This window comes from Bacillus safensis, from assembly GCF_039619585.1.
Lineage (GTDB): Bacteria > Bacillota > Bacilli > Bacillales > Bacillaceae > Bacillus > Bacillus safensis.
In genome coordinates, this window is sequence record NZ_CP154909.1 from 2,032,762 (window position 1) to 2,058,975 (window position 26,214).

The following is a 26,214-nucleotide window of genomic DNA, read 5'->3' on the forward strand; positions in this document are numbered from 1 at the left end:
TTGGGCTTCTTTTTTTATGATTTAGGATAATCAGCCTGACGTTTTTGCTTCTTTTCTTTTTCAGCACGATATTTCCGAAATCCAACATACGTTAACGTTAATAAAATGATACTCCCGGTTGTTAAGATGACCCATAAAAGCGATGGATCAGCTTCATCTTCATCGACGTGAGCAAACACACTCGATAAATCCTCTTCCAGCTTCGTGAGACGTTCAAGCTTTGTCCCACTTGATGCTTTTAAAAACTCACCTTGCTCAATCACTTCCATGTGCTGCTTAATCGTCTGGAGCTTTTCAGGCGAAATATCAATGGTTAAACTCGGATAGATCATATCGTATAAAGAAACCAGCTCATTCCAAGTTTCATAAAATGTCGTCGACTCTGGATCTTTTACTTCTTTTTTCAAAGTAGGAAAAGACCCCATAATGGGCTTCTCCAGCGAACCCCAAAGAGGCTCAGAATCCGACTGGATCGCATCAAGCAGCATTCTAAATTGAGAGGCATAACGAAGCTTTTCGCGCTCATTCAATTCTTCTTGCGGCAGCCCTTTTATCATATCTTGATAGCCAAGTGTAATTTGCCGAATCTGCGTATTCGTCAAAGTTCCACGCCAATTCTCAGCTTTAAATGTCTTTTCAACATACAATGCGACTTGTAACGCCTCATCATATTTAGCTTGTCTCGTTAATTGAAAGATGGAATCTGATAGTTCCGTTAATTCTTGCAGCGTGTTAGCAGCTGTTTCCTCACCTTTGGCAACTGCTGGCTGTAATACGAGAAAAAATAATAGAATCATCGCGATTGGCTTTCGTTTCATGCAAGTCCCTCCTAGCCCTTCTCCTTACAGCGTATGAAGAAAAGGACAAGGTTAGACCAACATTGTTAAGGGAGTTCCAGCTTGACCGATTTTTTCGATAGAACGAGATAATACGAAACAAGAAGAACCGCAATACTTAGCCAAAACGTCACGTAGCCGATCTCGTTTGAGTAAGCAGACAGCATAGAATAACGGGGCATCATACCAAATACATAATCAATTACATCATTATGTAAGATCCAAATGCCTGCTACCACGAGATGACGCATTTGAAAACGATAATATGGCGCAAACAATACAGCCTGAACCGCCATCGCAAAGTGAGACCCAATCAGCATGTATCCTTCCCACGGAAAATCATCAACAGATAAAAGCACAAAGATATTCATTCCTACTGCCCATAACCCATATTTAATCAAGGTCACAAGAGCAAGTGCTTCAAAATAAGGAGCATTTCGTTTCATCAAAAACGCAAGTAATACAAATAAAAAGAAAAAGCTGGCCGTTGGACTGTCTGGTACAAAAGCTAAAAAGACAGCCGGTGTCTCTACGAGCTGCGGAATATACCAATAGTAGCCGTACACAGTGCCAAGGAAATTGATCATAAGCACCAGCACAAGCATGTAGCGCGTCGCTAGCAAATATTGAATCCATCTCATATGTCTCTTCACTCACGATCTGTTAAAATCAGAAAAAAGCTGACAGCGCCAGCTTTTTCTCTTTTGAGTATATCCTTGTACTTGCATTTAAACAACTGAATTATTTTGATTTGACCTCAGATAAATATTTAGAGAGCTTCTCGAGTTCTTCATCACTGCCTTTAAAAACACCCTTCGGCATGTTGCCTTTTCCTTCTACAGCGATTTTAGCGATCTCCTCAGGCGAAAGACCGTTGTCAACAAGTGACGGTCCAGCTGCTCCGCCCTGCATATTATCCCCGTGGCAGGAGATACATGTCTGCTCTTGATAAATTTTATACTCTTCAGCTGAAGTATCAATCTCTGCTTCTTTCTTAATCTCACCTTGTTTTGCCGCTGCTTCCCAATCATGAGTTGCAACAGACTCCCACGTTAAATATGTTGCTGCGCCGACTGCAAGAATCATCATCCCGACTGCAATTGGTCTTCTATACGGTCTGCGTTCTGGACCTGAATCAAGAAATGGTGCGAGCAAAAGTGCACCAAACGCAATTCCAGGCATAATCATCGCGCCGACGACAGTGAAGTTTCCTGCAGCAAATTCATATTTTAATAACTGGTACAAAAATAGGAAATACCAGTCTGGCAGCGGAATATAGCCAGTATCTGTTGGATCAGCCATCCGCTCAAGCGGAGGCGCATGAACAACAGTTAGGACAAGAAATCCAATTAAAAAAACGGCACCTACAAGCCATTCCTTTAAAAGAAAGTTCGGCCAAAAGGCTTCTGTTTTTCCCGGATATTCGGAATAGTCTTTAGGTATGTTAGGTTTTCTTTCTGCCGGTATTCTGGAATCTCCGACAAACTTCATCCCTTTTCCCCTATGCAAAGTCATCCCCTCCTCATTGAACATTCATCAAACGCAGCATTTTAAAGCGGTCCAGAAATTCCTTGCTTACGAATCATAATAAAGTGGGCAGCCATCAGCCCAAATAATGCCGCTGGCAAGAAAAAGACATGGATAGCGAAAAATCTCGTCAGCGTTTGTGCCCCTACAATGTCAGGATGACCTGCAAGCAGCGTTTTGATCTCTTTACCAATGAAAGGTGTTGCTTCTGCTATTTGAAGACCAACCTTAGTCGCAAACAGCGCCTTCATATCCCATGGTAAAAGATAACCTGTAAAACCAAGTCCAAGCATCACAAAGAAAATGAGCACACCAACAATCCAGTTCAGCTCTCTAGGCTTTTTATACGCCCCTTGGAAAAAGACCCTTAGCGTATGTAAAAACATCATCACAATAACTAAACTCGCACCCCAGTGGTGCATCCCTCTGACAATCTGGCCAAATGCCACTTCATTTTGCAAATAATAGACAGATTCCCAGGCATTTTTAATATCCGGCACGTAATACATCGTTAAAAACATGCCCGAAAGGACTTGAATGACTGTCACAAAAAACGTTAAACCGCCAAAACAATACACAAAAGCGGAGAAATGATGTGCTGGGTTGACGTGCTCTGGCACCTCGTGATCCGCAATATCTCTCCATATTGGTGTAATGTCCAGCCGCTCATCTACCCAATCGTAAATCTTGTTAAGCATCGTTACCCTTCCCCTTTCGGCACAGCTTTTCCAAGATAGAGGTATCCGTCCTTCACTTGCTGCTTATAATGGTCAAGCGGTGCAAGCGGTGGAGTTCCGGGTACGTTTGTACCATCCTTGTCGTACAGCCCATAATGGCACGGGCAGAAAAATTTGTTTGGATTTTTCGGATCACTGTTCCAGTTCACTGTACATCCTAAATGTTTACAGATTGGCGATAAAGCGACAATTTCATCCCCTTCTTTGTACACCCATGCTGACCTAGATTCCTTTGACTCGTACCATGCATCTACTTGATCAATTTTAAAGTCAAAGCGCTTCGGTTCCTTTGTCAGTTCATCTACACTGACAACTTGAACCATATCCTGATCCTCTGTTCCTTTTAGCACAGGGTCAAGCGCAAAGCGAACCATAGGCATGAGCATTCCAGCGGCCATAAATCCCCCCACGCCGGTCAACGTGTAATTCAAAAATTGACGCCTGGACACTCCATGTCTCTTCTCGCTCATTTTTTTCTCCCCCCCTCAGGTCGTCAGCTACTTTATAACTGAATTAGAAAAAATTTCATAAAACTAGGACACCCTCATAATATATCAATCTATTCACAAGGTCAACATCCTAAAAAGCTATGTACAATGCAAATGTAAGGGTTTTTATGAAGGGTTCCATTTTTGTAACAAAAAGTTCAAAATTTGTTCTACACTGTCTTGAATCACTTTTTGCTTTAATTCAACCTTCAAATGCTCCAGCGGAACCGGCTTGAGCAAAAATAGCGATTCACTGATCTCAGTATGCTCTTTCCACTGGTGATCAGATGTGATCAATACGACATGCTGAAAATGATCTTTGAGCGACTGCTTCATTGTGAGTATGTCTTCTTGTTTCCGGTCACTCACTTCCAAATATGTATGTGGCGGAAAAAGAAAAACCCGCCCTTTTAACTGTCTTTCAAGTTCATCTGCTACAAGAATAGTAAACTCTCCTAAAGACACGGTTTGTTTCATTTGATCGGCATTAATCCCAACTAATGGAATGATAGCGGTATCAATGTAAGCTTTAGATTGCAAAAAGCGATCCGCGTCCTCTGCTTGAAACTTCATCAATTTCCCCTCTTTCATGACATAAGCCCTGCCTGTATAGGGCAAGGCTTATTCGCTCAGTTTATGACAATAGGCTTAATTCTTTTGCCAGCTTATTAAATGTTTCTTGATCATGACGGTCAAGTGCTTCATCTATCTCTTTCATGAGCCGTTCTTTTTGGAAAGTTGCGATTGAGTGCTCAAGCACTTTCTCAGCAAGATCCTTATCTTTTTCGTTCTCATAAAGATCCTTTGGAATATGAGGATTTGTTTCAAGAACAGCTGCATATTCCGGCGAACGATAAGCAGAACGGAAATTCAATTGAATAAACAAATCCTGCTGTTTATTCAAACGAATATCATGAAATGACTTTTCAGCATCTGTCGTCATGATGTTTTCTTTATAAAATCTAAAGGGAACTTCATCCACACAGTGTGTTGACATGATGATTCCCCTTGGGCAAAATTCTGCTTGCTCTACAAAATGAACCTTTTCCATCAAAGAGTCGTGACTCATTAAATAATTTAATATCCAAACACACTCTCTTCGCTTTAGCTGATAATGGTTTAAGAACCACCGGATAAATTCCTTTTTTTCATTGACAGAAACAGGGGTCTGCATGTTATTCCCTCCTCTATCGTAAATTAAATTGCTATACATGAATTATTCAACAAACCAGTTCTTCATTCCTGCAAACTATAAGGAAATTTCGTCTTCAATTCTTAAAATCGTTTCTTCAATTTCTTCATTCGTGCCATCTTTCTCTAGAACTTTGCGTAATAACGGCAATGCTTCTTTTTGTCTGCCCTCTTCTAAAAGGAACGAAGCGTATTCATATAAAAAGTCACGTTCCTCATCAAAATCAGGCAGGGCAAGCTTGAAATACTCGGCAGCTTCTTTGTATTCTTCTCGCCCGACAGAAGCAGATGCAGCATACCAATTCCATTTTGGATCATCTTCCCCAAAGCTTTTAACCTCTTTAATAACATCCAGAATTTCATCAAACAGCTCTTCATTTAAATAGATCGCCAGCAATGTTTGAACTGCTTCAATATAACCCGGATCGAGAGCAAGTGCTTCTTGAAGCAGTTTTTTCGCATCTTCTGAATCCCCATTTTTCAAATCAATCTTGGCACCATATAAATATAATTCTTTGTTATACTCATCAACTTTAATACCCTCTTTTACTACCTCTAAAGCCTCGTGATATAGTCCTTCTTCCTCATAACTTTTCGCTAAAGGCATATAAAGTGACGAATAGGAGGGATCAATATCTTTCAGTTCTGTAAGCTGCTGAATGGCTGTTTTCGTTCTGCCAGCCCTCATTGCTGTAAATCCGTAGCCAAAAAGAGTATTCGGGTCTGCTTGATCTTTTACTGCCTTTTCATACCATTCAAGTGCATCCTCAAATTCTCCAGCTGTGCTGAGCGATTCAGCGAGCCGCTGATACACATTGACACCGCCAACCTCATGCTGTTGATCTGCCACTTTGTAGAAATAATCGGCCGCTTTCTTTGAAAGACCTTGAGAAAAATACAACTCACCTAATGCAAAATCGATGATGGCTTCATTCGGAAGTAGTTCTTTCGCTTTTAAAAGCTTTTGTTCACTGACTTCAAATAGTCCTTGCATTTGATACAAATCTGCCATTAACAATAAACTCTCTGGGTACGCATCATCATCTTCAGGAATCGTTTCTAATACTGCAATCGCCTTCTCTTCATCATCAGAGTCAATCAACAGCTCTGCATAAAAACACGTTAAACCTGTTTCCTCTGGATATAAATCATGTAAATCACTGATGAGATTCCGTGCTTTATCGATATCTCCCCAATCATAATATAATTGAGCCGCTTGCGCCTTTTCTTCATCATGCAAATGCTTCTCTGCTTGAGCAAGTGTTTGGAGTCCTTTTTCAGTCTCACCCGCCTCAACTAATTTTATGGCTTCTTGTAATGAACTATTCAAATCAAACCGTTCCTTTCTGTTTCCAAAAACCTAAACTATTGTTACTTCATATCATAATCGACAGGTACACATCCAGCAAATATGTTGCTCTTTTAAAATGAACCCATTTTTGTGTTTTAAAGACTGTTTTTCATTTCATCCTATACGAAACTGATGATTTGTAAACTGCAGACACTATTTTTATCGGACAAAATGTTTTTTTTCAAGGTTTCACCTTGAGACAAGCTATGCTATATTTCTGACAAATATGCAAAAGGAAAGAAAAAGCCTGAGGACCTCCTCAGACTGTTTTCGTTAAATATTCAATGTGTTCAAAGAAATTCGGGTATGAGACACGAACAGCATCTGTATCTTCAATCTCAATTGCTTGCTTTGTCACACATGCGGCAATTCCCAGCATCATACCGATACGGTGATCTCCGTAGCTTGAGACGACTGCGCCGCCTTGAAGCGTAGTTTTACCATGAATCTTCATACCATCATCTGTTGCTTCAATATCAGCACCGAGTTTTTTAAGTTCTGATACGACTGTATCAATTCGATTGGTTTCTTTAACTTTTAACTCAGCAGCATCTTTAATGATCGTTGTTCCTTCTGCTTGGGTCGCAAGAAGCGCAATAATCGGAATTTCATCGATGAGTCTTGAAATCATGTCACCAGAAATTTCAATCCCTTTTAATGATGAAGTAGAAATCGTTAAATCACCATACGGTTCTCCGCCTTTGGCATCTACTTCATTAATCTCAAGGTTTGCACCCATAAGTTTCAGCACATCAATAATACCTGTTCTTGTTTTGTTTAACCCGACATTTTTTAAGACAATCCGGCTGTTAGGAACGATTGATCCAGCTACAAGGAAAAATGCAGCTGAAGAGATGTCTCCTGGAACAAATATATCTGTTGCTGTTAATGTCTGGCCGCCTTCAATGGAAACACTTTGTTCATCTTCATCTAGTTTTACACCAAACATAGAGAGCATTCTTTCTGTATGATCTCTTGATTTATGAGGTTCAGTTAAAGTCGTTGTTCCCTCTGCTTGAAGTCCAGCTAAAAGGACAGCCGACTTAATTTGTGCACTTGCCACCGGGGACTCATAAGAGATTCCTTTTAAATGACCGCCACGAATAGACAGTGGTGTAAACTCGCCATTTGCTCTGCCGTCTATTTTGGCTCCTAGTTGTTTAAGCGGACCCGTCACACGTTTCATTGGTCTTTTGGCAATACTCTCATCACCGATTAGTGTACTGTGAAACTCACAACCAGCTAATATTCCCAACATTAATCGAATGGTTGTACCAGAATTGCCAACATCGAGAATGTCAGACGGCTCCTTGAGCTCTTTCAGTCCTTTACCATGAATGACAACATCTGTCCCTTTTTGTTCAATTTCAACGCCCATCTTTCTAAAGCAATCAATCGTACTTAAACAGTCAGCTCCAGGAAGAAAGTTTTTCACTACTGTGGTCCCTTCAGCAATTGCACCAAACATCACTGATCTATGTGAAATAGATTTATCACCTGGGATATGAATTTCTCCATTCATAGGAGCATTTTTATGAATTTTCATGTTTGTCACCTCAGTCAGCATAAAATGTATCGTAATTCGCTCTATTTTTTATACAGATTTCTGCACGCTTGCGGTCGTCGTCTGTTTGAAAACTAATGCGTAAAATCCCATTAATGTCTTCCCGCGTCTCAATAATACGGATATTTGTAATACTAATGTTTTCACTTGCTAGATGCCCTGTAATCTCCGAAATGACCCCAGGGTGATCCGGAACATCGACATACAGATCATAAAAAGCAGGAATGGCTCCTTTTTTCCTTAGAGGAAGTCCATCGCGATATTCCTTAGCATCTTGAAAATAAGAGAACAATCCTTCAGCATCTTCTTGCTCTACGAAGGTTTCAATGCGGTTAATCTCTTTTTTCCATTCATGGAATCGGTCTAAAATCTTGTGTTTATTGTGCAGCAGGATATCCCTCCACATTGCAGGATTGCTTGAAGCAATTCGTGTGATATCACGAAAGCCTCCAGCAGCAAACCTTTTAACAAGTGGGAATTGTTCTTCAAAATGATGTGCTTGATGCACAAGGCTGGCTGCAACAATATGAGGGAAATGGCTGATAACACTTGTCACAGCATCATGTTCTTCTGGTGTCATTTCGATGAAATGAGCATGTGTCCCCTTTAACAAATCCATCAACCGATCAACAGCTTGACGTTTTGTTTCCTTTGCAGGCGTTAAAATATAGAACGCATTTTCAAATAAAAAGTCTTTCGCTGCAATAACACCTGACTTATGAGAGCCTGCCATTGGATGTCCACCAATAAATTGGTACTGCTCAGGCAGCGCTTTTTCAGCAAAATGGACGACCTTTTGCTTTGTGCTGCCGACATCAGTGATTGTGAGCTCTCTTTCAATTCCAGAGTCTGCAATATCACTAAGCATCTTTATTGTTTGCTGGACAGGAGTTGCCAAAATAATGGTCGAAGATTCTTCTAAACCAGCCAAAAACGAATCAGCTGTTGCATCAATAATTCCCAGCTTTGTTGCAGCAACCATTTGTTCTTTGGAAACATCAAATCCTACAATTTTTTTATGAGGATGCTCTTTTTTAATTGAGAGTGCAATGGATCCCCCAATTAAACCGAGTCCAGCGATTAATATTGTTTCGTTTGCATCATTCATATTCATCACCTGATTTTTCGCGAAAATTAAACAACCTATTTCAACAGCTTATATGTATTGAGGTTGGTACAATGAAAGCCATATCCTGCCTTAGGATATGACTTTCTGGTTATGCTACGCACGAATGCCTTGCAGTAAATCGGCAAGTGTGCTTAGAATGTCTTCATTTTGCTCTTTTGTTCCGACGGTAATACGTAAAGAAGTCGGAAAACCAAGTGCTTTACCGGAACGAACAATGTAACCTTTTTTCAATAATGCATTGAACAATTCATCGGCATCTCTTTTAAAATCAATCAGCACAAAGTTTGTTTGAGATGGATAGATATATAGTCCAAAACGGTCAGCAAAATCTTGATATTGCTTGAGACCTGCTTCGTTTTTCTGTCTGCATGATTGTATGAAATCTTGATCTTTGATCGCTGCACGAGCAGCTGCCTGAGCGATACGGCTGGTATTAAACGGCTCTCTCGCTGGTTCAATGGCAGTAATCAGCTCTTCTGATGCAATTCCGTAGCCTACTCGAAGCGCTGCAAGTCCATATGCTTTAGAAAACGTTCGAAGTACAATGACATTTTGATAATTGTGTAATAAAGATAAACTGTTTGGAAAATCTTCTGCACGAACGTATTCAAAATACGCTTCATCTAGTACAACAAGCACGTGAGCTGGCACTTCATCTAAAAACGCCACAATCTCAGATTCTGACAAATGATTTCCTGTCGGGTTATTTGGATTACATACCCAGACAACCTTCGTGTTTTCATCGATCGCATCCAGCATGCCCTTCAGATCGTGAGCTCCTCCTTCTAAAAGAGGCACTTCTCGAATTTCAGCATGTTCAATCACTGCATTGTGACGGTATTGCGGAAACGATGGAGATGGGATGACGGTATTTGTATGTTGGTCAAGGAATGCTCTCGCAATAATTTGCACAAGTTCATCTGAGCCATTCCCGAAAATTAATTGTTTTTCACTTACTTGAAGAAACTCAGCAAGCTCCGTTCTTAAACTTGCGCTGTATCCATCAGGATAAATCGCTAGATGTTCGAGCTCGGCTTGTATTGCCTCTCTTGCATGTACAGAACATCCAAAAGGGTTTTCATTTGAAGCCAATTTCACAATTTTGTCTAATTGATATTCTTTTTTGACCTCTTCAATTGGTTTCCCAGGTTGATACGGTTTTAGCTGTTTTAATTGATCTTTGATTTGCAAAATGTTTCACCTCATTTGAATGAATAGAGGGGACTAAATGTTTTTGCATATGTTTCAAATTCTCTTAAAGCCTCTTGACGTGTATCACTTGCCAGCAATTGTTCTTGAAGCTCTTCAATTTTTTTCACAAGTGCACTTCCGACAACAACACCGTCACTCAGTTTATTCATTGAGTCTACCTGCTCTCTTGTTGAGATGCCAAAACCGACAGCAACCGGTATGTGACTCAGCTGTTTCACTTGTTGAATAAAATCTGTAATTGACGCGTCAAAGGATTGCCTGACACCTGTTACACCAAGAGATGAAACACAATACACAAAACCTTCTGCCTGCTCTACAATGTTTACTAATCGTTCCTTGCTTGTTGGTGCAACGAGTGAAATATATGAAATGCCATGTGTTTGACAGTTCTTTTGCAGCTCGCTGCTCTCTTCAAACGGCAAGTCGGGTGTTAAGAGTCCCGAAATATGATTTTTGCGCAGTAAAGCGAAAAAGTATTCTGTGTCTAATTGTAACACAGGATTATAATACGTAAATAGAATTACAGGAATTTTTACTCCGTTTTTTTTCATCTTCCCTGCTAATTCTATCGCTTTTACGATATTCATGCCATGATTTAGAGCTCTTTTGGAGGCTCTTTGAATGACAGGACCGTCTGCTAATGGATCGGAATAAGGAACACCGAGTTCAATCGCATGTGCACCGGCTGCTTGAAGAGAGACAGCTAAATCAATCGTAATGTCTTGTGACGGATCTCCCGCTGTGATAAATGGGATAAATAATTTTTCGCCTTGCTCTAATTGAAACGTGATCATTTTGTTTTTCCCTCACTTTCAAGCACGTTCATTAATGTATGCACATCCTTATCGCCTCTTCCTGACAGGCAGACAAGAACAATTTCCTCTTCATTCATCGTCTTGCTTACCTCAAACGCCTTGGCTAACGCATGTGCAGTTTCAATTGCTGGCAGAATTCCTTCTTTTTCAGTCAGCAGTTTTAGGGCATCTAGTGCTTCTTGATCTGTCGCACTCACATATTGAACCCGCCCGCTCGCATGTAAATATGCGTGCTCTGGTCCAATTCCCGGATAATCTAAACCAGCGGAAATCGAATATGGCTCAATAATTTGGCCAAATTCGTCTTGGATTAAGTATGTCAAAGACCCGTGGATCACACCTTTGGTTCCTTTCGTGATGGTTGCAGCATGGAGCGGCGTATCGATTCCTTTTCCAGCTGCCTCTACACCAATGATATCTACCTCTTCATCTAAGAATGCCCGGTACATTCCAATGGCATTACTTCCGCCGCCAACACAGGCAATGACTTTATGAGGAAGCCTTCCTTCTTTTTCAAGCAGCTGCTCTTTTGCTTCATCACCAATCATCCGCTGGAACTCACTGACGATTTGAGGATACGGATGAGGGCCTACAACGGAGCCAATCATGTAAAAATGATCACTGCAGTGCTGAACCCAATAGCGGATAGCTTCGTTGGTTGCATCTTTTAGTGTGCCATTCCCGCTTGTGACAGGTATGACTTCAGCGCCAAGCAGCTTCATCCGAAAGACATTGAGTGATTGTCTTTCCACATCTTCTTTTCCCATAAATACCGTGCAGGATAACCCGAACTTTGCGGCCACCGTTGCAGCAGCTACTCCGTGCTGGCCCGCGCCTGTTTCCGCGATGATGTTTGATTTCCCCATTTTTTTCGCAAGCAGGGCCTGACCAAGCGCATTGTTAATTTTATGAGCACCCGTGTGGTTTAAATCTTCTCTTTTTAAATAGATTTTTGCGCCGCCGAGGTATGCTGATAATTGGTCAGCATATGTAAGCGCAGTTGGTCTGCCTGAATAGTTTCGAAGTAGTGATACATATTCTGCTTGAAAAGCAGGGTCTTCTTTTAATTCACGAAATGCCTGCTCGATTTCTGCAAGTGGCTGCATGAGCGTTTCCGGGACAAATTTCCCTCCGAATTCTCCGTATCTGCCAATCTCATTTGGATATGCGTACATCATTTAACATCCTTTCTTCGAGCGCTTCGATCTTAGCGCTGCTTTTCTTCCCGTTTTCTTCTATTCCGCTTGAAAGATCGAGCGCTTCTGGACCATAAGCAAGGAGCTCTGCTACCGTTTCTGGTGTGATACCGCCTGCAATTATGCAAGTTTTCTCAAGCCGTTTTGCGTGCTGAACGTATGCAGGCACCGCCTCCCAAGTAAATGCTGTTCCAGAGCCGCCTCTCATACCTTTTACTTTCGCATCAATGAGGAAGCCATCGACAACAGGCGCAAATGCCGTCATTTTTTCGAGCGTACTTGTGACATTGGGCTCGTGATGGAACACTTTCCAAACGACAGCTCCTGTTTGTTGTTTAATTTCTTTTGCGTCATCCAGTGTTTCATCTCCATGAAGCTGTACGATATCTAAAGGTATATGTTTTGTGATCTCACACACTTTTTCGATCTTTTCATTTACAAATACACCGGCAATTTTTTTCTCACACTTTGTTTGAATGAGCCATTGTTTCACTTGATCTGGCTGGACTTGTCTTTTACTTGGAGCAAAAATAAATCCAATGGCATCTGCGTGAGATTGCGCAATACATTCCACATCGCCTTGTGATACTGCTCCGCAATATTTTAAGTAAGGCTTCATCCTGTTCATTCTCCAAACAATGTTTGAACGGCTTTTTCTTGTGATTGTTCTCTCATTAATGATTCTCCTACAAGAACTGCACCCGCTCCATGTTCCTTCACAAAGGTCAGATCATCAAATGTTTGAATACCGCTCTCACTCACTAGTAAGACATCGTTTGGAACGAGGGGTGCGATCTCTTTTGTTTGTTCAACTGTTGTTGTAAATGTATTTAAATTCCGGTTGTTCACTCCAATGATTTCAGGAGTGAACAACTTTAAAATATTTTCGAGTGTATCTGCTGCATGTACTTCGACAAGGACATCAAGGCCTTTCTCTTTTGCTTCAGCATAGAGCTCGTGCAGCTTTTGCGGCTCAAGTACTTCTCCGATTAATAAAATGGCATCTGCTCCTATACGTCTTGACTCTTCTACCTGTATGGAGTCAATGATGAAATCTTTTCTTAAAATCGGACGATCTACGTGTTTTTTAATGAGGGATAAGTATTCGTTTTTTCCTTGAAAGAACGGTTCATCCGTTAAAACAGATAAGCAATCAGCGTTTGATTTTTCGTAAGCTTTTGCTGTTTGTAAAGGATCAAAATTCGGTTGAATGATTCCTTTGGAAGGAGACGCTTTTTTCACCTCCGCAATGAGACCAATTGAGCGATGAGGATTCATGAGTGCTTTTTTAAATGATCGTCTTTCAAAGTGTTCATCCACTGGTAACTGCAATGTTTGGATATGTTCTTTTTTGCGGGCAATGATTTGATTAAGCATAGATCTCTTCCTCTCTCGTTTTTTGTTTTAAACGAGCCAATTGTTCTTTGGCTGCGCCGTTTTTAATCGTTTCAATCGCTTTTAATGTTCCGGCCATGAGGCTTTCTGACTTTCCTGCGACATATAAAGCCGCTCCAGCATTCAGGGCTGTAATATGAAGCGGCGCCCCTCCTGTTTGATGATTCAATATATTCTGAATCAATTTAGCACTCTCTTCCGGTGATTGGACCTGAATATCTGATAAATATCCTTTTTGCAGCCCAAAGTCTTCTGGATTGAGTGTATATTCTGTCATGACATCTTTTTTGAGTTCAATCACATATGAATTTGCTGTAATCGTTAATTCATCCAGCCCATCTTCTCCGCAAACAAACAGCACATGTTCTGGCTCTAACGGTGCAAGGGCTTTTGCCATTAATTTCGCCTTTTCCTTTGAGTAAACGCCGATGATTTGCTTTTTGGCTTGCATTGGGTGGCAAAGCGGACCTAATAGATTAAATACCGTCCGGAAGCCGAGCTGCTTGCGGACTGCGGCTACTTGTTTCATAGATGAATGATACAATGGGGCAAATAAAAATCCCATGTTTTTCTCTTGTATTTGTCTTCTTGTTTCTTCTGGTGTGGATTGAATATGAATCCCAAGACACTCAAGTACATCGGCACTCCCGCTTTTAGAAGAAACTGATCGATTTCCGTGTTTGGCGATTTTGGCTCCAGCAGCGGAAGCGACAATGGCGGCGGCAGTTGATATATTAAAGGTGGAGAGTCCATCGCCTCCTGTGCCGCAAGTGTCAACAACATCAAGCGATCGTTCCATTGGTGCTGCATTTTGCCGCATGGCTTTCACAAAACCCGTCATTTCTTCAGCGGTTTCTCCTCTATGCGCTAAAATCGAGAGACTAGCAGCGACTTCAGCATCTGTTAAAAAGCCGCTCATCATATCATGCATGAGTTTATTTGCTTCATTTTCTGATAGAAAGCCTCCATTAACAAGAGCTGATAGTCGGTGATTCATCCTGCACACTCTCCTTTTCTGAGAAAATATGTTCCGCAAGCTGAATGGCTTTCAAAAGTGCTCCTGCCTTGTTACAAGTCTCTTCCCATTCATTTTCCGGGACAGAATCAGCCACAATGCCGGCGCCTGCTTGTATAGAAGCGGTCTGATTTTTGACGCTCATCGTACGAATGGTAATACAGGAGTCGATATTGCCGTCGAATCCAATATAGGCAATACAGCCGCCATACGTTTCTCTTGGCTCAGGCTCCATTTCATTTAATAATTGCATCGCTCTTATTTTCGGGGCACCTGTTAATGTGCCTGCAGGGAATGCGGACATGAGCGCATCGACTGGATGTGTATCCCGCTTTAGCTTACCTGTCACAATGGAGATGATGTGCATGACATGTGAAAAATTCACTACTTTTGTAAAGGTAGGTACGGATACACTGCCGTATTCTGCCACACGGCCAACATCGTTTCTGGCAAGATCCACTAACATGTAATGCTCGGCTTTTTCCTTTTCATCTTCAAGCAGCTCTTTTGCTAGCTCAGCATCCTCTTCTATCGTTCTTCCGCGTTTTCTTGTGCCAGCAATAGGATGAATTTCTAAATGCCCATTTTTGGCATGGATTAATCGTTCTGGCGAGCTGCCGACTAAATCACGATCTTTTAATTTCATAAAATACATATAAGGAGATGGATTCACAATCCGAAGCACGCGGTATAATTCAAATGAACTCACTGACACAGGGATATCAAAGCGCTGCGAGAGTACGCCTTGAAAAATGTCACCCGCTCGAATGTATTCTTTTATTTTTTCAACATCTTTTAGAAATTGCGCTTTTTCATAGGTTGACGTCACATGTTCAAAGGACGGCGGCTCATTCATATTCCCTGATAAAATCAGTTCTTTCATATCAACCTTTGAATGAAGCTTGTGAATCATCTGTTCAAGTTGTTTTTGATTTTCTTTGTAAGCGCGTATTTTTTCGTCTTCTGTTTCATGTCCGGTTAGCTGGGTGTACTGGATAAAATGAACATGATTTGTTTCATGATCAAAAGCAATCATCGTTTGGCAGACAAATAATGTGCAATTTTCTGCCAGCGATGCGCTGCGGTGAGGCCTGACAGAAGGTTCAATGTTTGGGATTAGATCGTAGCTTAAGTACCCAACAGCCCCGCCTGTAAATGGGATATCAATATCTGGCGTTTTGATTTGATATTGCTCTTTCATCCAATCCAGCAGTTTTTTCAGCTCTTGCTTTTGCATGACTTCCTGCCCCGCAGCATCACGTGCAACGTATTTGTTTTGGTCATCATGTAAGGTTAAAAACGGATGCAATCCAATGAAGGAATATCTCGACCAGCTGGAAGACTCATCTTTGCTTTCTAGCAAATACACAATATCTTGTTTGAGCTTTTCAACAATTTGAATCGGTGAGAGCGTATCGACTGTAATGGTTTCAACAATTGGGATCGTTTTGTAGGACTCACTATCCTTTAAAAATTGGGTCAGATTTGATTGGGAATTCATAAGCACACTCCTTAAATGGAATTAAGGAGAATGAGGGGACATATAGAGGGTTTGTATGAGTATACGAAATAAGCCTAAAAGAGGGTTACTCTTTTAGGCAGTATGATTAAATAGAAGTATCGTATCTCTGCTCAACTCTACTCATCTCAACTACCCTAGTCTCATTCTCATCTTCTCTAAACTTGCAATGCCGTTTACACCTGTGTGTAAACTTCGGCTGTTCATATCGTATTATAATTCCTTGTTTTTTGTCAACTGTAAATCAGGGCGAAGCGTCACAGCTTCTTCCAAGTACACATGCTGTATGTCTTCCTGCTTTGTATCTGTCTGGACAGTCATTAAGACACGAATACATTGCTTTAAACCGCCATCAATGTCCAGTTCCTGCATGCATGTAACCGGTACATATGTCCATCCTTCAAACTGACGAAGTGCTTTTGCCGGAAAAACGGAGTGAATATCTTGTGTAGCTGAAATCAAGATCTGCACGACACGTTCTGGATCTACTTGGTTTCTTGAAATGATCGCTTCTAGCAGCTGTTTCGTTTTGTTTAACACTTCTGTTTCTGTATCTTCTATCACAGTTGTAGCCCCACGTATCCCGCGAAACATCATAGACATCCCTCCTCCCGTTTCCATTCTTCGAGCCAGTAGTGCAGCTCATCTTTTGTGAAAGACTGTAAGGTGACGTCTCCAACCTGTTTTAATAAAACAAATTGAACACTGCCGCCTCTTGCTTTTTTATCACCAATCATCCGGTCAACAAATGTTTTCGTGGAAATATCTTTTGTGACTTTGACTGGGAAACCGAGCTCTTTCATCCACTCTTTTAGTTCCAAACGATTAAGGCTGAGCCCCAGCTGCTTTTCGCTCACATACAGCGCAAACTGCATGCCGATTGCAATGGCATCTCCGTGCGTGATGGCGCCATATCCATACTCTGCTTCAATGGCATGCCCTAGTGTATGGCCTAAATTCAAAAATGCACGCACACCTTGTTCTTTTTCATCTTCTTTAACGATTGACGCTTTGACTTGAATGCCTTGATACAGCATATGTGCCAGCTCGCTTTTTGATAAATCCGTCAAAGAACGAATGGACATGAGTTCTGATAAAAATTCTTCACTTGAAATCAGTGCATGTTTGATGACTTCTGCAAAGCCTGATCTTCGTTCAATTTGAGATAAAGTCTCAAGCATACTAGTATCATAGATCACAGCTTTCGGCTGATGAAACGCACCGATTAAATTTTTACCGAGCGGATGGTTGATCCCTGTTTTCCCGCCAACTGCACTATCATGTGCCAGCAGCGTCGTCGGCACTTGGATAAAATCAATGCCTCTCATATAAGTGGCAGCAGCAAAGCCAGCCAAATCTCCAATCACGCCTCCTCCCAGCGCAATGATGCAGGAGGAACGATCAAGCTGAAATTGAATGGCTTTCGTATGAATATGCTCAAATTCGGCAAAGGATTTTGACTGCTCTCCGCTTGGCACAACCACTTTGTTCACAGGCCACTTCTGCTGAAGTAAGCGAACCATCTCATCCCCATAAATGGCATCAACAGCTGCATCTGTGACGATTAAGAGCTTCGTATAGGAATGCCCAGTGGAAGTTATCAAGTCGACGATATTGCGTTTAATCCCATCACCGATAAATACAGGATAAGTGGCTGAAGACGTCTTAACTTCCAGTGTTTTCATTAAAATTCCCTCTGAAGCTGGCGCATTTTCTCAACATTTTCTTTAATGCGGTCGATTTGGTCAAGGCCAAACTGCTCCACAACTGCATTGGCAATTTCCCATGCAACGACTGCTTCTGCAACAACACTTGCAGCAGGAACAGCACAGCTGTCAGATCGTTCAATACTTGCAGAGAAAGGTTCTTTTGTTTCAATGTCAACGCTTTGAAGCGGCTTATAAAGCGTTGGGATTGGTTTCATAACCCCTCTTACGACAATTGGCATACCGGTTGACATTCCGCCTTCAAGACCACCTAGGCGATTTGTTTTTCTCGTATAGCCCTTTTCTTCATCCCAGATGATTTCATCATGGACCTCACTGCCGTTTTTAGAGGCTGCCTCGAAGCCAATACCGAATTCAACCCCTTTAAAAGCGTTGATACTAAGTACAGCGCCCGCAAGCTTGCTGTCCAATTTACGGTCGTAATGAACATAGCTGCCAACCCCAACCGGCATCCCTTCAACGATGACTTCAACAATTCCGCCAATTGAATCGCCATTTTTCTTCGCTTCATCAATTGCATCCATCATTTTCTGACCTGCTTCACTGTCATAGCAGCGAACAGGTGATTCTTCTGTTACCTTCTGCAAATCTTCAATAGACTCATATGCTGTATGAGCTGCTTTCACTCCGCCAATTTCAAGAACGTGGCCAGCTACTTTAATCCCTAGATGTGCCAAGATTTGTTTGGCAACTGCGCCTGCTGCTACGCGAACAGTTGTCTCGCGGGCTGATGAGCGCTCTAATACGTTTCTCATATCACGGTGTCCATATTTGATCGCCCCATTTAAATCCGCATGTCCTGGTCTTGGACGGGAGATTTGACGCTTCATTTCACTTTCTTCTTCTTCTGTGATCGGCTCTGCCCCCATCACCTTTGTCCAATGCTTCCAGTCGTTGTTTTCAACAACAAGTGCGATTGGGGAACCTAATGTTCTCCCGTGGCGAACACCACTTAACACTTTCGCCTGGTCTTTTTCAATCTGCATTCTTCTTCCGCGGCCATGACCTTTTTGTCTTCTAGCCAATTCATAATTGATGTCATCCTGCTCTATGTAAAGTCCCGCTGGAACTCCTTCAATAATTGTGGTCAGTTGTGGACCATGTGATTCACCTGCTGTTAAGTACCTCATGACTCAATCTCCCTTCATCGCATTAACGCTTTTAAGTAAAAATATAATAACACACTTGCTACTAAAAAGTCAGCTACATACCCTTCTTTTGATAAAAGAAAGTATCAGCAGATGTCAGTCCAAACTTTTCTGGGTGAAAAATTTGCTCTGTAGAACCAACAAATAATACGCCATTTTGTTTTAAACTGCTGCTCATTTTTAAGTAAATTTCTTCTTTTGCCTCTTCAGTAAAGTAAATCAGTACATTTCGGCAGACGATGAGGTCAAGCTGTTTTTCATATGGATCTGCTAAAAGGTTGTGCTTCTTAAATTGAATATGCTTTCGAACCTCATCCTTCACAGTGTAAAATGAAGAATCTTCTTTTGTGAAATATTTTTGCTTGATATGATCTGGCACCTCTTGCAGAGAGCGTTCATGATATCTGCCTTTTTGAGCTGACTGCAGAACTTTATCATCAATATCAGTTGCAATAATTTGGAAGTCTTTCACAAGAGGATGACTTGACAGCAGCATGGAGAGTGTATATGGCTCCTCTCCTGTCGAACATGCTGCACTCCAAATCTTTAGGGTGCCGCCATTTTTCGAAAGCAGCGGCAGGATTTTTTGATCAAGTACTTCCCAGCGCTGATAGTTTCGGTAAAATTCTGACACATTTATCGTCATGCGGTCCATCGTCTCATCTAATAATGCTCTGTCCTTTTCAAGCGCGGCCGCGAATGCTTCAAAATCTTTATATCCTTTTTTATCATAAAGTGATGTTAATCTTCGTTTCATTTGTGCTTCTTTATATAAATTTAAATCAACCCCGGTTAGTTTTTTCCATTTTCCAACAAATACTTGATATGGATCCATCAATGTCCTCTCCTGTCTCATCTATCTTTGTCCTAGTATAGCTGTTTTTATCGAAAATTTGTATCTTCTCACGAGAAATTTCGTGTAGAAAGTTCAATATAAAAAAAGCCAAAGTGCTCATTAGATGAACACCTTGGCTTGAAACTTAATAAATCCAGCTTGAGATGGTTTGATCCCAGCTTGTGAGTTCTTCTTGTTTGAAGAATAAGTTAATTTCTCTTTCAGCACTTTCTGGTGAGTCTGACCCATGGATAATGTTTTTCCCAACAGTCAATCCATAGTCTCCTCTTATTGTGCCTGGAAGCGCTTCCTTTGGATTTGTTTTGCCGATAATCTGTCTTGTCACGTCTACTACCTGTTCACCTTGCCATACCATTGCAAATACAGGTCCTGACGTAATAAAGTCAACCAATTCCCCGAAAAACGGTTTTTCTTTATGCTCTCCGTAATGGGTTTCTGCTACTTCCTTTGGAATACTCATTAGTTTTGCACCAACAAGCTGAAGCCCCTTTTTTTCGAATCTTGACACAATGTCACCGATTAATTGTCTTTCCACACCATCAGGTTTGACCATAAGAAATGTTTTGTCCATATACGTTTTCCACCCCGTCGTTATGTATGTATAGGCTTACATTGTTACAAAGTGATCGTATCATTTTTTTTTATAATAATCAATTTTTGACATAAAATTTCACAAAAAAACCAATCAACATCACGTTGATTAGAATTTTCGTTTCCCAATATATTTTGCAATGGAGGCGAGTGACGTTCTCGCACGTCCTCGAGGAAGTTTGTCGAGCTGTTCAAAAGCTTTTTTCAAATACATTTCACTCACTCGAATCGAGCGGTCGATCGCATCTGTTTGTTTGAGGCTTTCAATGACAGGCTCCAGCTGCTTCTCCGTCGTTTCACTATTGATCAGCTTCAATTGACCTTCTAGTGTCGGATTTTTCAGTGCATATAAGACTGGGAGTGTGACATTCCCTTGTAAAAGGTCTCCTCCGACAGGCTTGCCCAGCTCTTCTTCAGTTGATGTGAAATCAAGGACATCATCAATGATTTGATAGGACATGCCGACATAGTATCCAAACCAATAGAGGGCTTTATGTGTTTTTTCATCTGTACCTGCTGCAATGGCGCCTAATTGACAGCTGCCTGCAATGAGCAAGGCTGTTTTTCGTTTGATTCTTCTTAAATATGTACGCAGGTTTTGATCCATATTATATTTATCTTTCACTTGCTCTATCTCACCAAGACAAAGCTCGACGACCATTTTTGACAAAATTTCATGTGCCATTGGGTGATTGATTTTTGTCATGTATTCAAGTGATCTCGCAAACATATAATCCCCTGTGTACATGGCAATTCTGTTATCCCATTTTGCCTTTATCGTTGGTTTGCCTCTTCTCAGCTCTGCATCATCAATAACATCATCGTGAACAAGTGATGCCATATGAATCAGCTCGAGGGCAACGGCAACATATTTAATTTTATTAATGTCATAGTCACCAAACATGCCTGAAAGGAGAACAAAAACGGGGCGGATTCGTTTTCCGCCCGCTTGCAGCAAATGAAGACCTGCTTCACTTAATAATGCATAATCAGAGCGAACTGTTTGTTCAAGCTCTTTTTCAATTATATCGATATCATGATTTAAAAAAGAGATCATTGCTTTTAATTTCATTATCTTCACCCAAATATCGTTTATTCAAAGCTTCTTTCCGATATGTGTTGCTGCTACACCGCCTGTAAATGGATGATACGAGACATCAGACAACCCGGCCTCTTCGAACAGAGCCGCCAGCTCTTTCATGCCAGGGAACGTTTTGGCTGATTCTTGAAGCCATGAATACTCCTGATAGCTTTTGGCAAACAATTTACCAAAGAGCGGCATAATGTATTTGAAATAGATGTAGTAGCCCTGTTTAAAGCCGATCATCTCAGGCTGTGAAGTCTCGAGACAGACAACCATTCCGCCAGGCTTCACTACTCTTGTCATTTCCTTGAGCACTGTTAAATAATCAGGAACGTTTCTAAGTCCAAAACCGATGGTGACATAATCAAATGAGTTGTCCTCAAAAGGGAGCTCCATCGCATTGCCATGAAGCAATTCAATTTGTTTGTAGCCCCCAGTCTTCACCTTCGTTTCTCCAACACTCAGCATGTTTTTACTGAAATCAAGGCCTTTGACCTCGCCTTTTTCTCCAACAGCATCTGCAAGCGCAATTGTCCAATCGGCTGTCCCGCAGCATACATCTAATGCTTTAGACCCTTTTTGCACATTCATAAGTTTCATTGTTTTATCGCGCCATTTTTTATGCTGTTTAAAGCTGATGACAGAGTTCATTTGATCATAGTTTTTATAAATTTTTTCAAATACACCGTGTACTCGCTGTTCTTTTGATTGCTGCATGACTTACCCTTCTTCCACTTTCTGATGGTACGCAGGCTCATTTTTCATATGATCCAAGCGATTTAATAGCTCTTTTTGAACGACCGGAGATGAAACAAGATGCTCCTTGATCGTTCGTTTGGCCTTTTCATAGCCTTCATTCTCAAAATTGTCAAAGCACGAATAGGCGTCCGTATAACGATCGTTCAAAAAAAGTTTTAAATGTTTGTCATTTTCTGCTTGTTTCATGAAGCGTTTATAAACAAGAAAACGACTTGCAATCTCATTCCAATGCGTTAATTGAAAATGCTCAGAAATCCTTTGGAAAAGCGCAGATTCAACTGTAGCTACACTTTTGTAAAAGTGCGCTGCATCTTGAATGGACCGGTCATACAGTCTAATTTTATGTTCATTGATCTCTTTGATCGCCGTAGCGAGCGTGCGGATCATATAAATGTCTTTCATGTCAGAGAGAAGAGAATAATAGAGACCGCTGAAATAGTCTCCTGCCAGGATGGTCAGCTGACGATTTTTGAATTCGTCTTGCTTGATGGCTGCAGCAGTTGTGACTTCGTCATGGGTATCAAGGGCAATTTGCACAAGCATCGCCGTTAAAATATAATTTTCTTTTTTCTCTGCATCAATTTGAGCTTCTTCAAACATTGCATGAAAAAGAAGGAGCTTATCTTCATCGATGAGTGGTGCGCGTAAATGCTTCGCCAAATAAGGATGAGAAAGCTTTTTATTTAATTTTATATTTAGATTAGATAAAATTCCGTAGATGTCTTGCAAAGATATCACCCTTGTCCCAAAAATTACAGTTTCATATGTAGACCTGCACATTGTATAGAGATTTATTATACCATATCAGCTCTCACTTTTATGCTATCAAGTGCTACAAGTTCTTTATTTCTTTGCTTCGCTTTGAATTTCGCCGAAGCTTGTTTGAATGACAGCATCGCCTCTTACTTTGATCGCTGACGTATGCTCAGTAAATTGTGCAATGATCACTTCACCTTTATCGAGTTTCTCGGAATGGTGAAATCTTGTATCAGAGCCTCTTGTTAGGCCGATGACGTTTACACCATTATCAATGGCTTTAATCACCACAAAATCAGATGCTTTATTTTCACTCATTTTGTTCACCTTCCATCTATTGAATTAGTCGTTTTTAATAAAGGAAAGCACTTCTGCTCTTGCGGCTGCATCATTTGCAAATGTGCCGCGGACGGCTGATGTGACTGTTTTAGCGCCTGGCTTTTTCACTCCGCGCATCGTCATACACATATGCTCTGCTTCAACGACAATCATCACGCCATGCGGATTAAGTGTTTCCACCATACTATCTGCAATGGTTGATGTAATGCGTTCCTGAAGCTGCGGGCGTTTAGCCACGGCTTCTACAGCTCTTGCCAGCTTACTAAGTCCCGTTACTTTTCCTCCGCGCGGAATATAAGCAACATGGGCTTTCCCGTAGAAAGGCACAAGGTGGTGTTCACACATTGAATGGAAAGCAATATCTTTTACAAGGACGAGTTCTTCGTGGTCTTCGCCAAAAATGGTTTTAAAATGTTCTTTTGGATCTTCATTTAATCCCGAGAACACTTCTTCATACATTTTTGCGACTCGTTTTGGGGTATCAAGAAGTCCTTCACGATCCGGATCTTCTCCGATTGCTTTTAATATATCGCGTACCGCATGTTCAATTAATTCTTTATTTATTTCACTCATGTATTATATCCTCCAAAGGCGATTACATTTCATTCAGATTCTAGCACACTTCAGATCCTAAAAGCAAAGGAGAGCGTTCTAAACGAACCTTTTGATTCAAAAGGAAAAGCCCCTTATGAAAGGGGCTTTTCTAGACCAGTGTGAAACTGTATATGTATAACTCCTTCAACAGGATCATTACACATAACGATTATTTACCTGCCACCGCGTCTTTAAGTGCTTTACCTGGTTTGAAAGCAGGTACTTTGCTTGCAGGGATTTCGATCTCTGCACCAGTTTGTGGGTTACGTCCTTTACGAGCTGAACGCTCACGTACTTCAAAGTTACCAAAACCAATAAGTTGGATTTTGTCACCATTTTTAAGTGCATCTAAAATTGTATCAAAAACAGAATCAACTGCTTTTGTCGCGTCTTTTTTAGATAACTCGCTTGCTTCAGCAACCGCGTTAATAAGTTCTGTCTTGTTCATGCCTTTCACCTCCTCCCAAAAATATGCATTCAGTAGATTGTTATCATTTCTTCACAATTCATCTTCTTTCTATACCCTTTTTCAGAAAAAAAGAGCGTCTAGAAAGCGTTATACATGGCTTTTCATTAGAAAACATCTCTTTGAAGGAATGTTTGTCCAACAAAGTGAAGATTTTCTGTAAGTAGATTAACACATATGAAATACCATATCAAGCATTTTAAAGGGAAGAATCCTTATTCGTCAAGGATTAAGGGCACTTTTGCGAACGAATATTCCTAATTTCAGCCTGAATCTGACTAATCTTTATACAATTGTCTTTTTATGACTCATTCTACACGCAAAAAAAAGACCCCATCAATGAGAGGTCTCACTTGCTATAAAATAATCGCGATCAAACCACCTGATCCTTCGTTAATGATTCTTTCAAGCGTTTCCTTCAGCTTATATCTTGCGTTTTCCGGCATGAGAGACAGCTTTGCTTGAATGCCTTCTCTGACAAGGGAGCTGAGGGAACGGCCAAATATATCTGAATTCCAGATCGAAAGCGGATCATCTTCAAAGTCTTGCATTAAGTAGCGGACGAGCTCTTCACTTTGTTTTTCTGTTCCGATAATCGGTGCAAATTCGCTCTCTACATCTACTTTGATCATATGAATAGATGGAGCGACCGCTTTTAATCTCACGCCGAATCTTGACCCCTGCCTAATGATTTCCGGCTCATCTAAACTCATATCTGATAGCGCTGGCGCTGCAATCCCGTAACCAGTCTGCTTCACCATTTTTAATGCGTCTGATACTTGATCATATTCTGTCTTAGCATGAGCAAAGTCTTGCATGAGCTCTAAAAGATGGTCTTTTCCTCTAATTTCTACACCAACCACTTCTTTTAAAATATGATCATATAGATCATCTGGCGCATACAGGTCAATCTCCGCAATCCCCTGACCCATTTCAATTCCTGCTAAACCCGCTCTTTCGATAAAATCAAATTCACTGAATTGACCAACGACACGGTCGACATCTCTTAATCTTTTAATATCCTTTACAGTTTCCTTTACTGAATCCTGATAGCTCTCTCTCAGCCAGTGATCTTCTTTTAGCACCATCACCCAGCTTGGCAGGTTCACATTCACCTCTAGAACTGGGAATTCATATAATGCTTCACGAAGAACGCTGAGTACGTCTTGCTCTCTCATACTTTCTACGCTCATGGCGAGTACTGGAATATCATACTTTTGGCTAAGTTCCTGCCGGAGCGCTTCTGTTTCAGGATGATATGGCCTCACAGAGTTAATGACCATAATAAACGGCTTTCCAACCTCTTTGAGTTCATCAATTACACGTTCTTCAGATTCAATATAATCATGTCTTGGAATTTCTCCAATGGAACCATCTGTTGTAATCACTACACCTATTGTTGAATGCTCTTGAATGACCTTGCGTGTACCAATTTCCGCTGCTTCATGAAACGGGATTGGCTCTTCATACCACGGCGTATTGATCATTCTTGGGCCATTTTCATCTTCATACCCGCGCGCACCAGGGACAGTGTATCCCACACAATCGACAAGTCTGATGTTGACATCAAGGCCGTCACTCACGTGAATTGATGCTGCTTGATTCGGTACAAATTTTGGCTCTGTGGTCATAATGGTTTTTCCTGCTGCGCTTTGCGGCAATTCATCCTGTGCTCTTGCACGATCTGCCTCATTATTGATATTCGGGAGCACCACGAGCTCCATAAACTTTTTAATAAACGTAGATTTCCCTGTACGAACAGCGCCAACGACTCCTAAATATATATCGCCTCCTGTTCGTTCAGCGATATCCTTGAAAATATCGACTTTTTCCAAGTGATCCCCTCCCGGACTTGCTATCCTCGTTTTCAAATGAAATACTCTATTCTTCAATCAAACTGTGCTTGAAAGGTGTCTGGA

General features: G+C 41.1%; 29 protein-coding genes. All 29 read right to left on the minus strand.

Annotated elements, in window-relative coordinates; all coding sequences use genetic code 11:
* Nucleotides 1-14 precede the first annotated feature (14 nt).
* The 29 genes from ypjB to spoIVA all read right to left on the minus strand — a co-directional run bounded on the left by ypjB (nucleotide 15) and on the right by spoIVA (nucleotide 26,130).
* The gene (gene ypjB, locus AAYR28_RS10280; RefSeq protein ID WP_041109608.1) at nucleotides 15-818 is read right to left on the minus strand and encodes a sporulation protein YpjB; all 804 of its coding nucleotides are present in this window, start codon (nucleotides 816-818) and stop codon (nucleotides 15-17) included.
* Nucleotides 819-883: 65 nt separating this feature from the next.
* Nucleotides 884-1,477: a DUF1405 domain-containing protein gene (locus AAYR28_RS10285; RefSeq protein WP_024428102.1), complete on the minus strand. Its 594-nt coding sequence runs from the start codon at nucleotides 1,475-1,477 to the stop codon at nucleotides 884-886.
* 100 nt (nucleotides 1,478-1,577) lie between these two features.
* Complete coding sequence (locus AAYR28_RS10290) at nucleotides 1,578-2,345, minus strand: menaquinol-cytochrome c reductase cytochrome b/c subunit (RefSeq protein WP_024422792.1); 768 nt, start codon at nucleotides 2,343-2,345, stop codon at nucleotides 1,578-1,580.
* A gap of 41 nt (nucleotides 2,346-2,386) precedes the next feature.
* Nucleotides 2,387-3,061: a menaquinol-cytochrome c reductase cytochrome b subunit gene (gene qcrB, locus AAYR28_RS10295; protein WP_003215804.1), complete on the minus strand. Its 675-nt coding sequence runs from the start codon at nucleotides 3,059-3,061 to the stop codon at nucleotides 2,387-2,389.
* Between the two features lie 2 nt (nucleotides 3,062-3,063).
* Entirely contained in the window at nucleotides 3,064-3,570 is a 507-nt protein-coding gene (locus AAYR28_RS10300) for a ubiquinol-cytochrome c reductase iron-sulfur subunit (protein WP_007500911.1), read from the minus strand.
* A 144-nt stretch (nucleotides 3,571-3,714) separates the two neighbouring features.
* Nucleotides 3,715-4,161, minus strand: coding sequence for a YpiF family protein (locus tag AAYR28_RS10305; protein WP_120208139.1), 447 nt, complete (start codon nucleotides 4,159-4,161; stop codon nucleotides 3,715-3,717).
* Nucleotides 4,162-4,222: 61 nt separating this feature from the next.
* Nucleotides 4,223-4,762, minus strand: coding sequence for a ReoY family proteolytic degradation factor (locus AAYR28_RS10310; protein ID WP_008344562.1), 540 nt, complete (start codon nucleotides 4,760-4,762; stop codon nucleotides 4,223-4,225).
* A gap of 75 nt (nucleotides 4,763-4,837) precedes the next feature.
* Nucleotides 4,838-6,109 carry a tetratricopeptide repeat protein gene (locus tag AAYR28_RS10315; protein ID WP_034280436.1) on the minus strand — a complete coding sequence of 424 codons (1,272 nt, stop codon included), beginning with the start codon at nucleotides 6,107-6,109 and terminating at the stop codon, nucleotides 4,838-4,840.
* Between the two features lie 280 nt (nucleotides 6,110-6,389).
* Nucleotides 6,390-7,676, minus strand: a complete 1,287-nt coding sequence (gene aroA / locus AAYR28_RS10320; protein WP_034280435.1) for a 3-phosphoshikimate 1-carboxyvinyltransferase — start codon at nucleotides 7,674-7,676, stop codon at nucleotides 6,390-6,392.
* Nucleotides 7,677-7,686: 10 nt separating this feature from the next.
* On the minus strand, nucleotides 7,687-8,802 hold the full coding sequence (locus tag AAYR28_RS10325) for a prephenate dehydrogenase (protein WP_034280434.1): 1,116 nt from the start codon (nucleotides 8,800-8,802) through the stop codon (nucleotides 7,687-7,689).
* Nucleotides 8,803-8,916: 114 nt separating this feature from the next.
* Entirely contained in the window at nucleotides 8,917-10,014 is a 1,098-nt protein-coding gene (hisC, locus tag AAYR28_RS10330; RefSeq protein ID WP_024422797.1) for a histidinol-phosphate transaminase, read from the minus strand.
* Nucleotides 10,015-10,025: 11 nt separating this feature from the next.
* The gene (gene trpA / locus AAYR28_RS10335) at nucleotides 10,026-10,829 is read right to left on the minus strand and encodes a tryptophan synthase subunit alpha (protein WP_046311603.1); all 804 of its coding nucleotides are present in this window, start codon (nucleotides 10,827-10,829) and stop codon (nucleotides 10,026-10,028) included.
* The gene (gene trpB, locus AAYR28_RS10340; RefSeq protein ID WP_120208141.1) at nucleotides 10,826-12,025 is read right to left on the minus strand and encodes a tryptophan synthase subunit beta; all 1,200 of its coding nucleotides are present in this window, start codon (nucleotides 12,023-12,025) and stop codon (nucleotides 10,826-10,828) included. Before trpB ends, trpA begins: the two co-directional genes overlap by 4 nt.
* Nucleotides 12,006-12,674 (minus strand): phosphoribosylanthranilate isomerase, encoded by a 669-nt coding sequence (locus tag AAYR28_RS10345; RefSeq protein WP_120208143.1) that lies wholly within the window; start codon nucleotides 12,672-12,674, stop codon nucleotides 12,006-12,008. Before AAYR28_RS10345 ends, trpB begins: the two co-directional genes overlap by 20 nt.
* Nucleotides 12,671-13,423 (minus strand): indole-3-glycerol phosphate synthase TrpC, encoded by a 753-nt coding sequence (gene trpC / locus AAYR28_RS10350; protein WP_120208145.1) that lies wholly within the window; start codon nucleotides 13,421-13,423, stop codon nucleotides 12,671-12,673. The genes AAYR28_RS10345 and trpC overlap by 4 nt, the downstream gene beginning before the upstream one ends.
* On the minus strand, nucleotides 13,416-14,438 hold the full coding sequence (gene trpD, locus AAYR28_RS10355) for an anthranilate phosphoribosyltransferase (RefSeq protein WP_061109290.1): 1,023 nt from the start codon (nucleotides 14,436-14,438) through the stop codon (nucleotides 13,416-13,418). Before trpD ends, trpC begins: the two co-directional genes overlap by 8 nt.
* A complete protein-coding gene (gene trpE, locus AAYR28_RS10360) occupies nucleotides 14,410-15,957 on the minus strand; it encodes an anthranilate synthase component I (protein ID WP_046311614.1) in 1,548 nt (515 codons plus the stop codon). Before trpE ends, trpD begins: the two co-directional genes overlap by 29 nt.
* Nucleotides 15,958-16,188: 231 nt before the next feature.
* Nucleotides 16,189-16,572 (minus strand): chorismate mutase, encoded by a 384-nt coding sequence (aroH, locus tag AAYR28_RS10365; protein WP_024422804.1) that lies wholly within the window; start codon nucleotides 16,570-16,572, stop codon nucleotides 16,189-16,191.
* A complete protein-coding gene (gene aroB / locus AAYR28_RS10370) occupies nucleotides 16,569-17,660 on the minus strand; it encodes a 3-dehydroquinate synthase (protein WP_101676908.1) in 1,092 nt (363 codons plus the stop codon). The genes aroH and aroB overlap by 4 nt, the downstream gene beginning before the upstream one ends.
* On the minus strand, nucleotides 17,660-18,832 hold the full coding sequence (gene aroC, locus AAYR28_RS10375) for a chorismate synthase (RefSeq protein ID WP_024422806.1): 1,173 nt from the start codon (nucleotides 18,830-18,832) through the stop codon (nucleotides 17,660-17,662). The genes aroB and aroC overlap by 1 nt, the downstream gene beginning before the upstream one ends.
* Before the next feature lie 73 nt (nucleotides 18,833-18,905).
* Entirely contained in the window at nucleotides 18,906-19,685 is a 780-nt protein-coding gene (locus AAYR28_RS10380; protein ID WP_024422807.1) for a CheR family methyltransferase, read from the minus strand.
* A gap of 145 nt (nucleotides 19,686-19,830) precedes the next feature.
* Entirely contained in the window at nucleotides 19,831-20,277 is a 447-nt protein-coding gene (gene ndk / locus AAYR28_RS10385) for a nucleoside-diphosphate kinase (protein ID WP_024422808.1), read from the minus strand.
* A gap of 129 nt (nucleotides 20,278-20,406) precedes the next feature.
* Nucleotides 20,407-21,369 carry a heptaprenyl diphosphate synthase component II gene (hepT, locus tag AAYR28_RS10390; RefSeq protein WP_024422809.1) on the minus strand — a complete coding sequence of 321 codons (963 nt, stop codon included), beginning with the start codon at nucleotides 21,367-21,369 and terminating at the stop codon, nucleotides 20,407-20,409.
* Between the two features lie 24 nt (nucleotides 21,370-21,393).
* Nucleotides 21,394-22,098 carry a demethylmenaquinone methyltransferase gene (locus AAYR28_RS10395; RefSeq protein WP_024422810.1) on the minus strand — a complete coding sequence of 235 codons (705 nt, stop codon included), beginning with the start codon at nucleotides 22,096-22,098 and terminating at the stop codon, nucleotides 21,394-21,396.
* 3 nt (nucleotides 22,099-22,101) lie between these two features.
* Nucleotides 22,102-22,869, minus strand: coding sequence for a heptaprenyl diphosphate synthase component 1 (locus AAYR28_RS10400; RefSeq protein WP_024422811.1), 768 nt, complete (start codon nucleotides 22,867-22,869; stop codon nucleotides 22,102-22,104).
* Nucleotides 22,870-22,983: 114 nt separating this feature from the next.
* Nucleotides 22,984-23,214, minus strand: coding sequence for a trp RNA-binding attenuation protein MtrB (gene mtrB, locus AAYR28_RS10405; protein ID WP_008344541.1), 231 nt, complete (start codon nucleotides 23,212-23,214; stop codon nucleotides 22,984-22,986).
* Nucleotides 23,215-23,238: 24 nt separating this feature from the next.
* Nucleotides 23,239-23,808: a GTP cyclohydrolase I FolE gene (gene folE / locus AAYR28_RS10410; RefSeq protein ID WP_003215789.1), complete on the minus strand. Its 570-nt coding sequence runs from the start codon at nucleotides 23,806-23,808 to the stop codon at nucleotides 23,239-23,241.
* Between the two features lie 190 nt (nucleotides 23,809-23,998).
* Nucleotides 23,999-24,277: a non-specific DNA-binding protein Hbs gene (gene hbs / locus AAYR28_RS10415; protein ID WP_003215863.1), complete on the minus strand. Its 279-nt coding sequence runs from the start codon at nucleotides 24,275-24,277 to the stop codon at nucleotides 23,999-24,001.
* Nucleotides 24,278-24,651: 374 nt separating this feature from the next.
* Nucleotides 24,652-26,130: a stage IV sporulation protein A gene (spoIVA, locus tag AAYR28_RS10420; protein ID WP_008344534.1), complete on the minus strand. Its 1,479-nt coding sequence runs from the start codon at nucleotides 26,128-26,130 to the stop codon at nucleotides 24,652-24,654.
* Nucleotides 26,131-26,214: the final 84 nt, after the last annotated feature.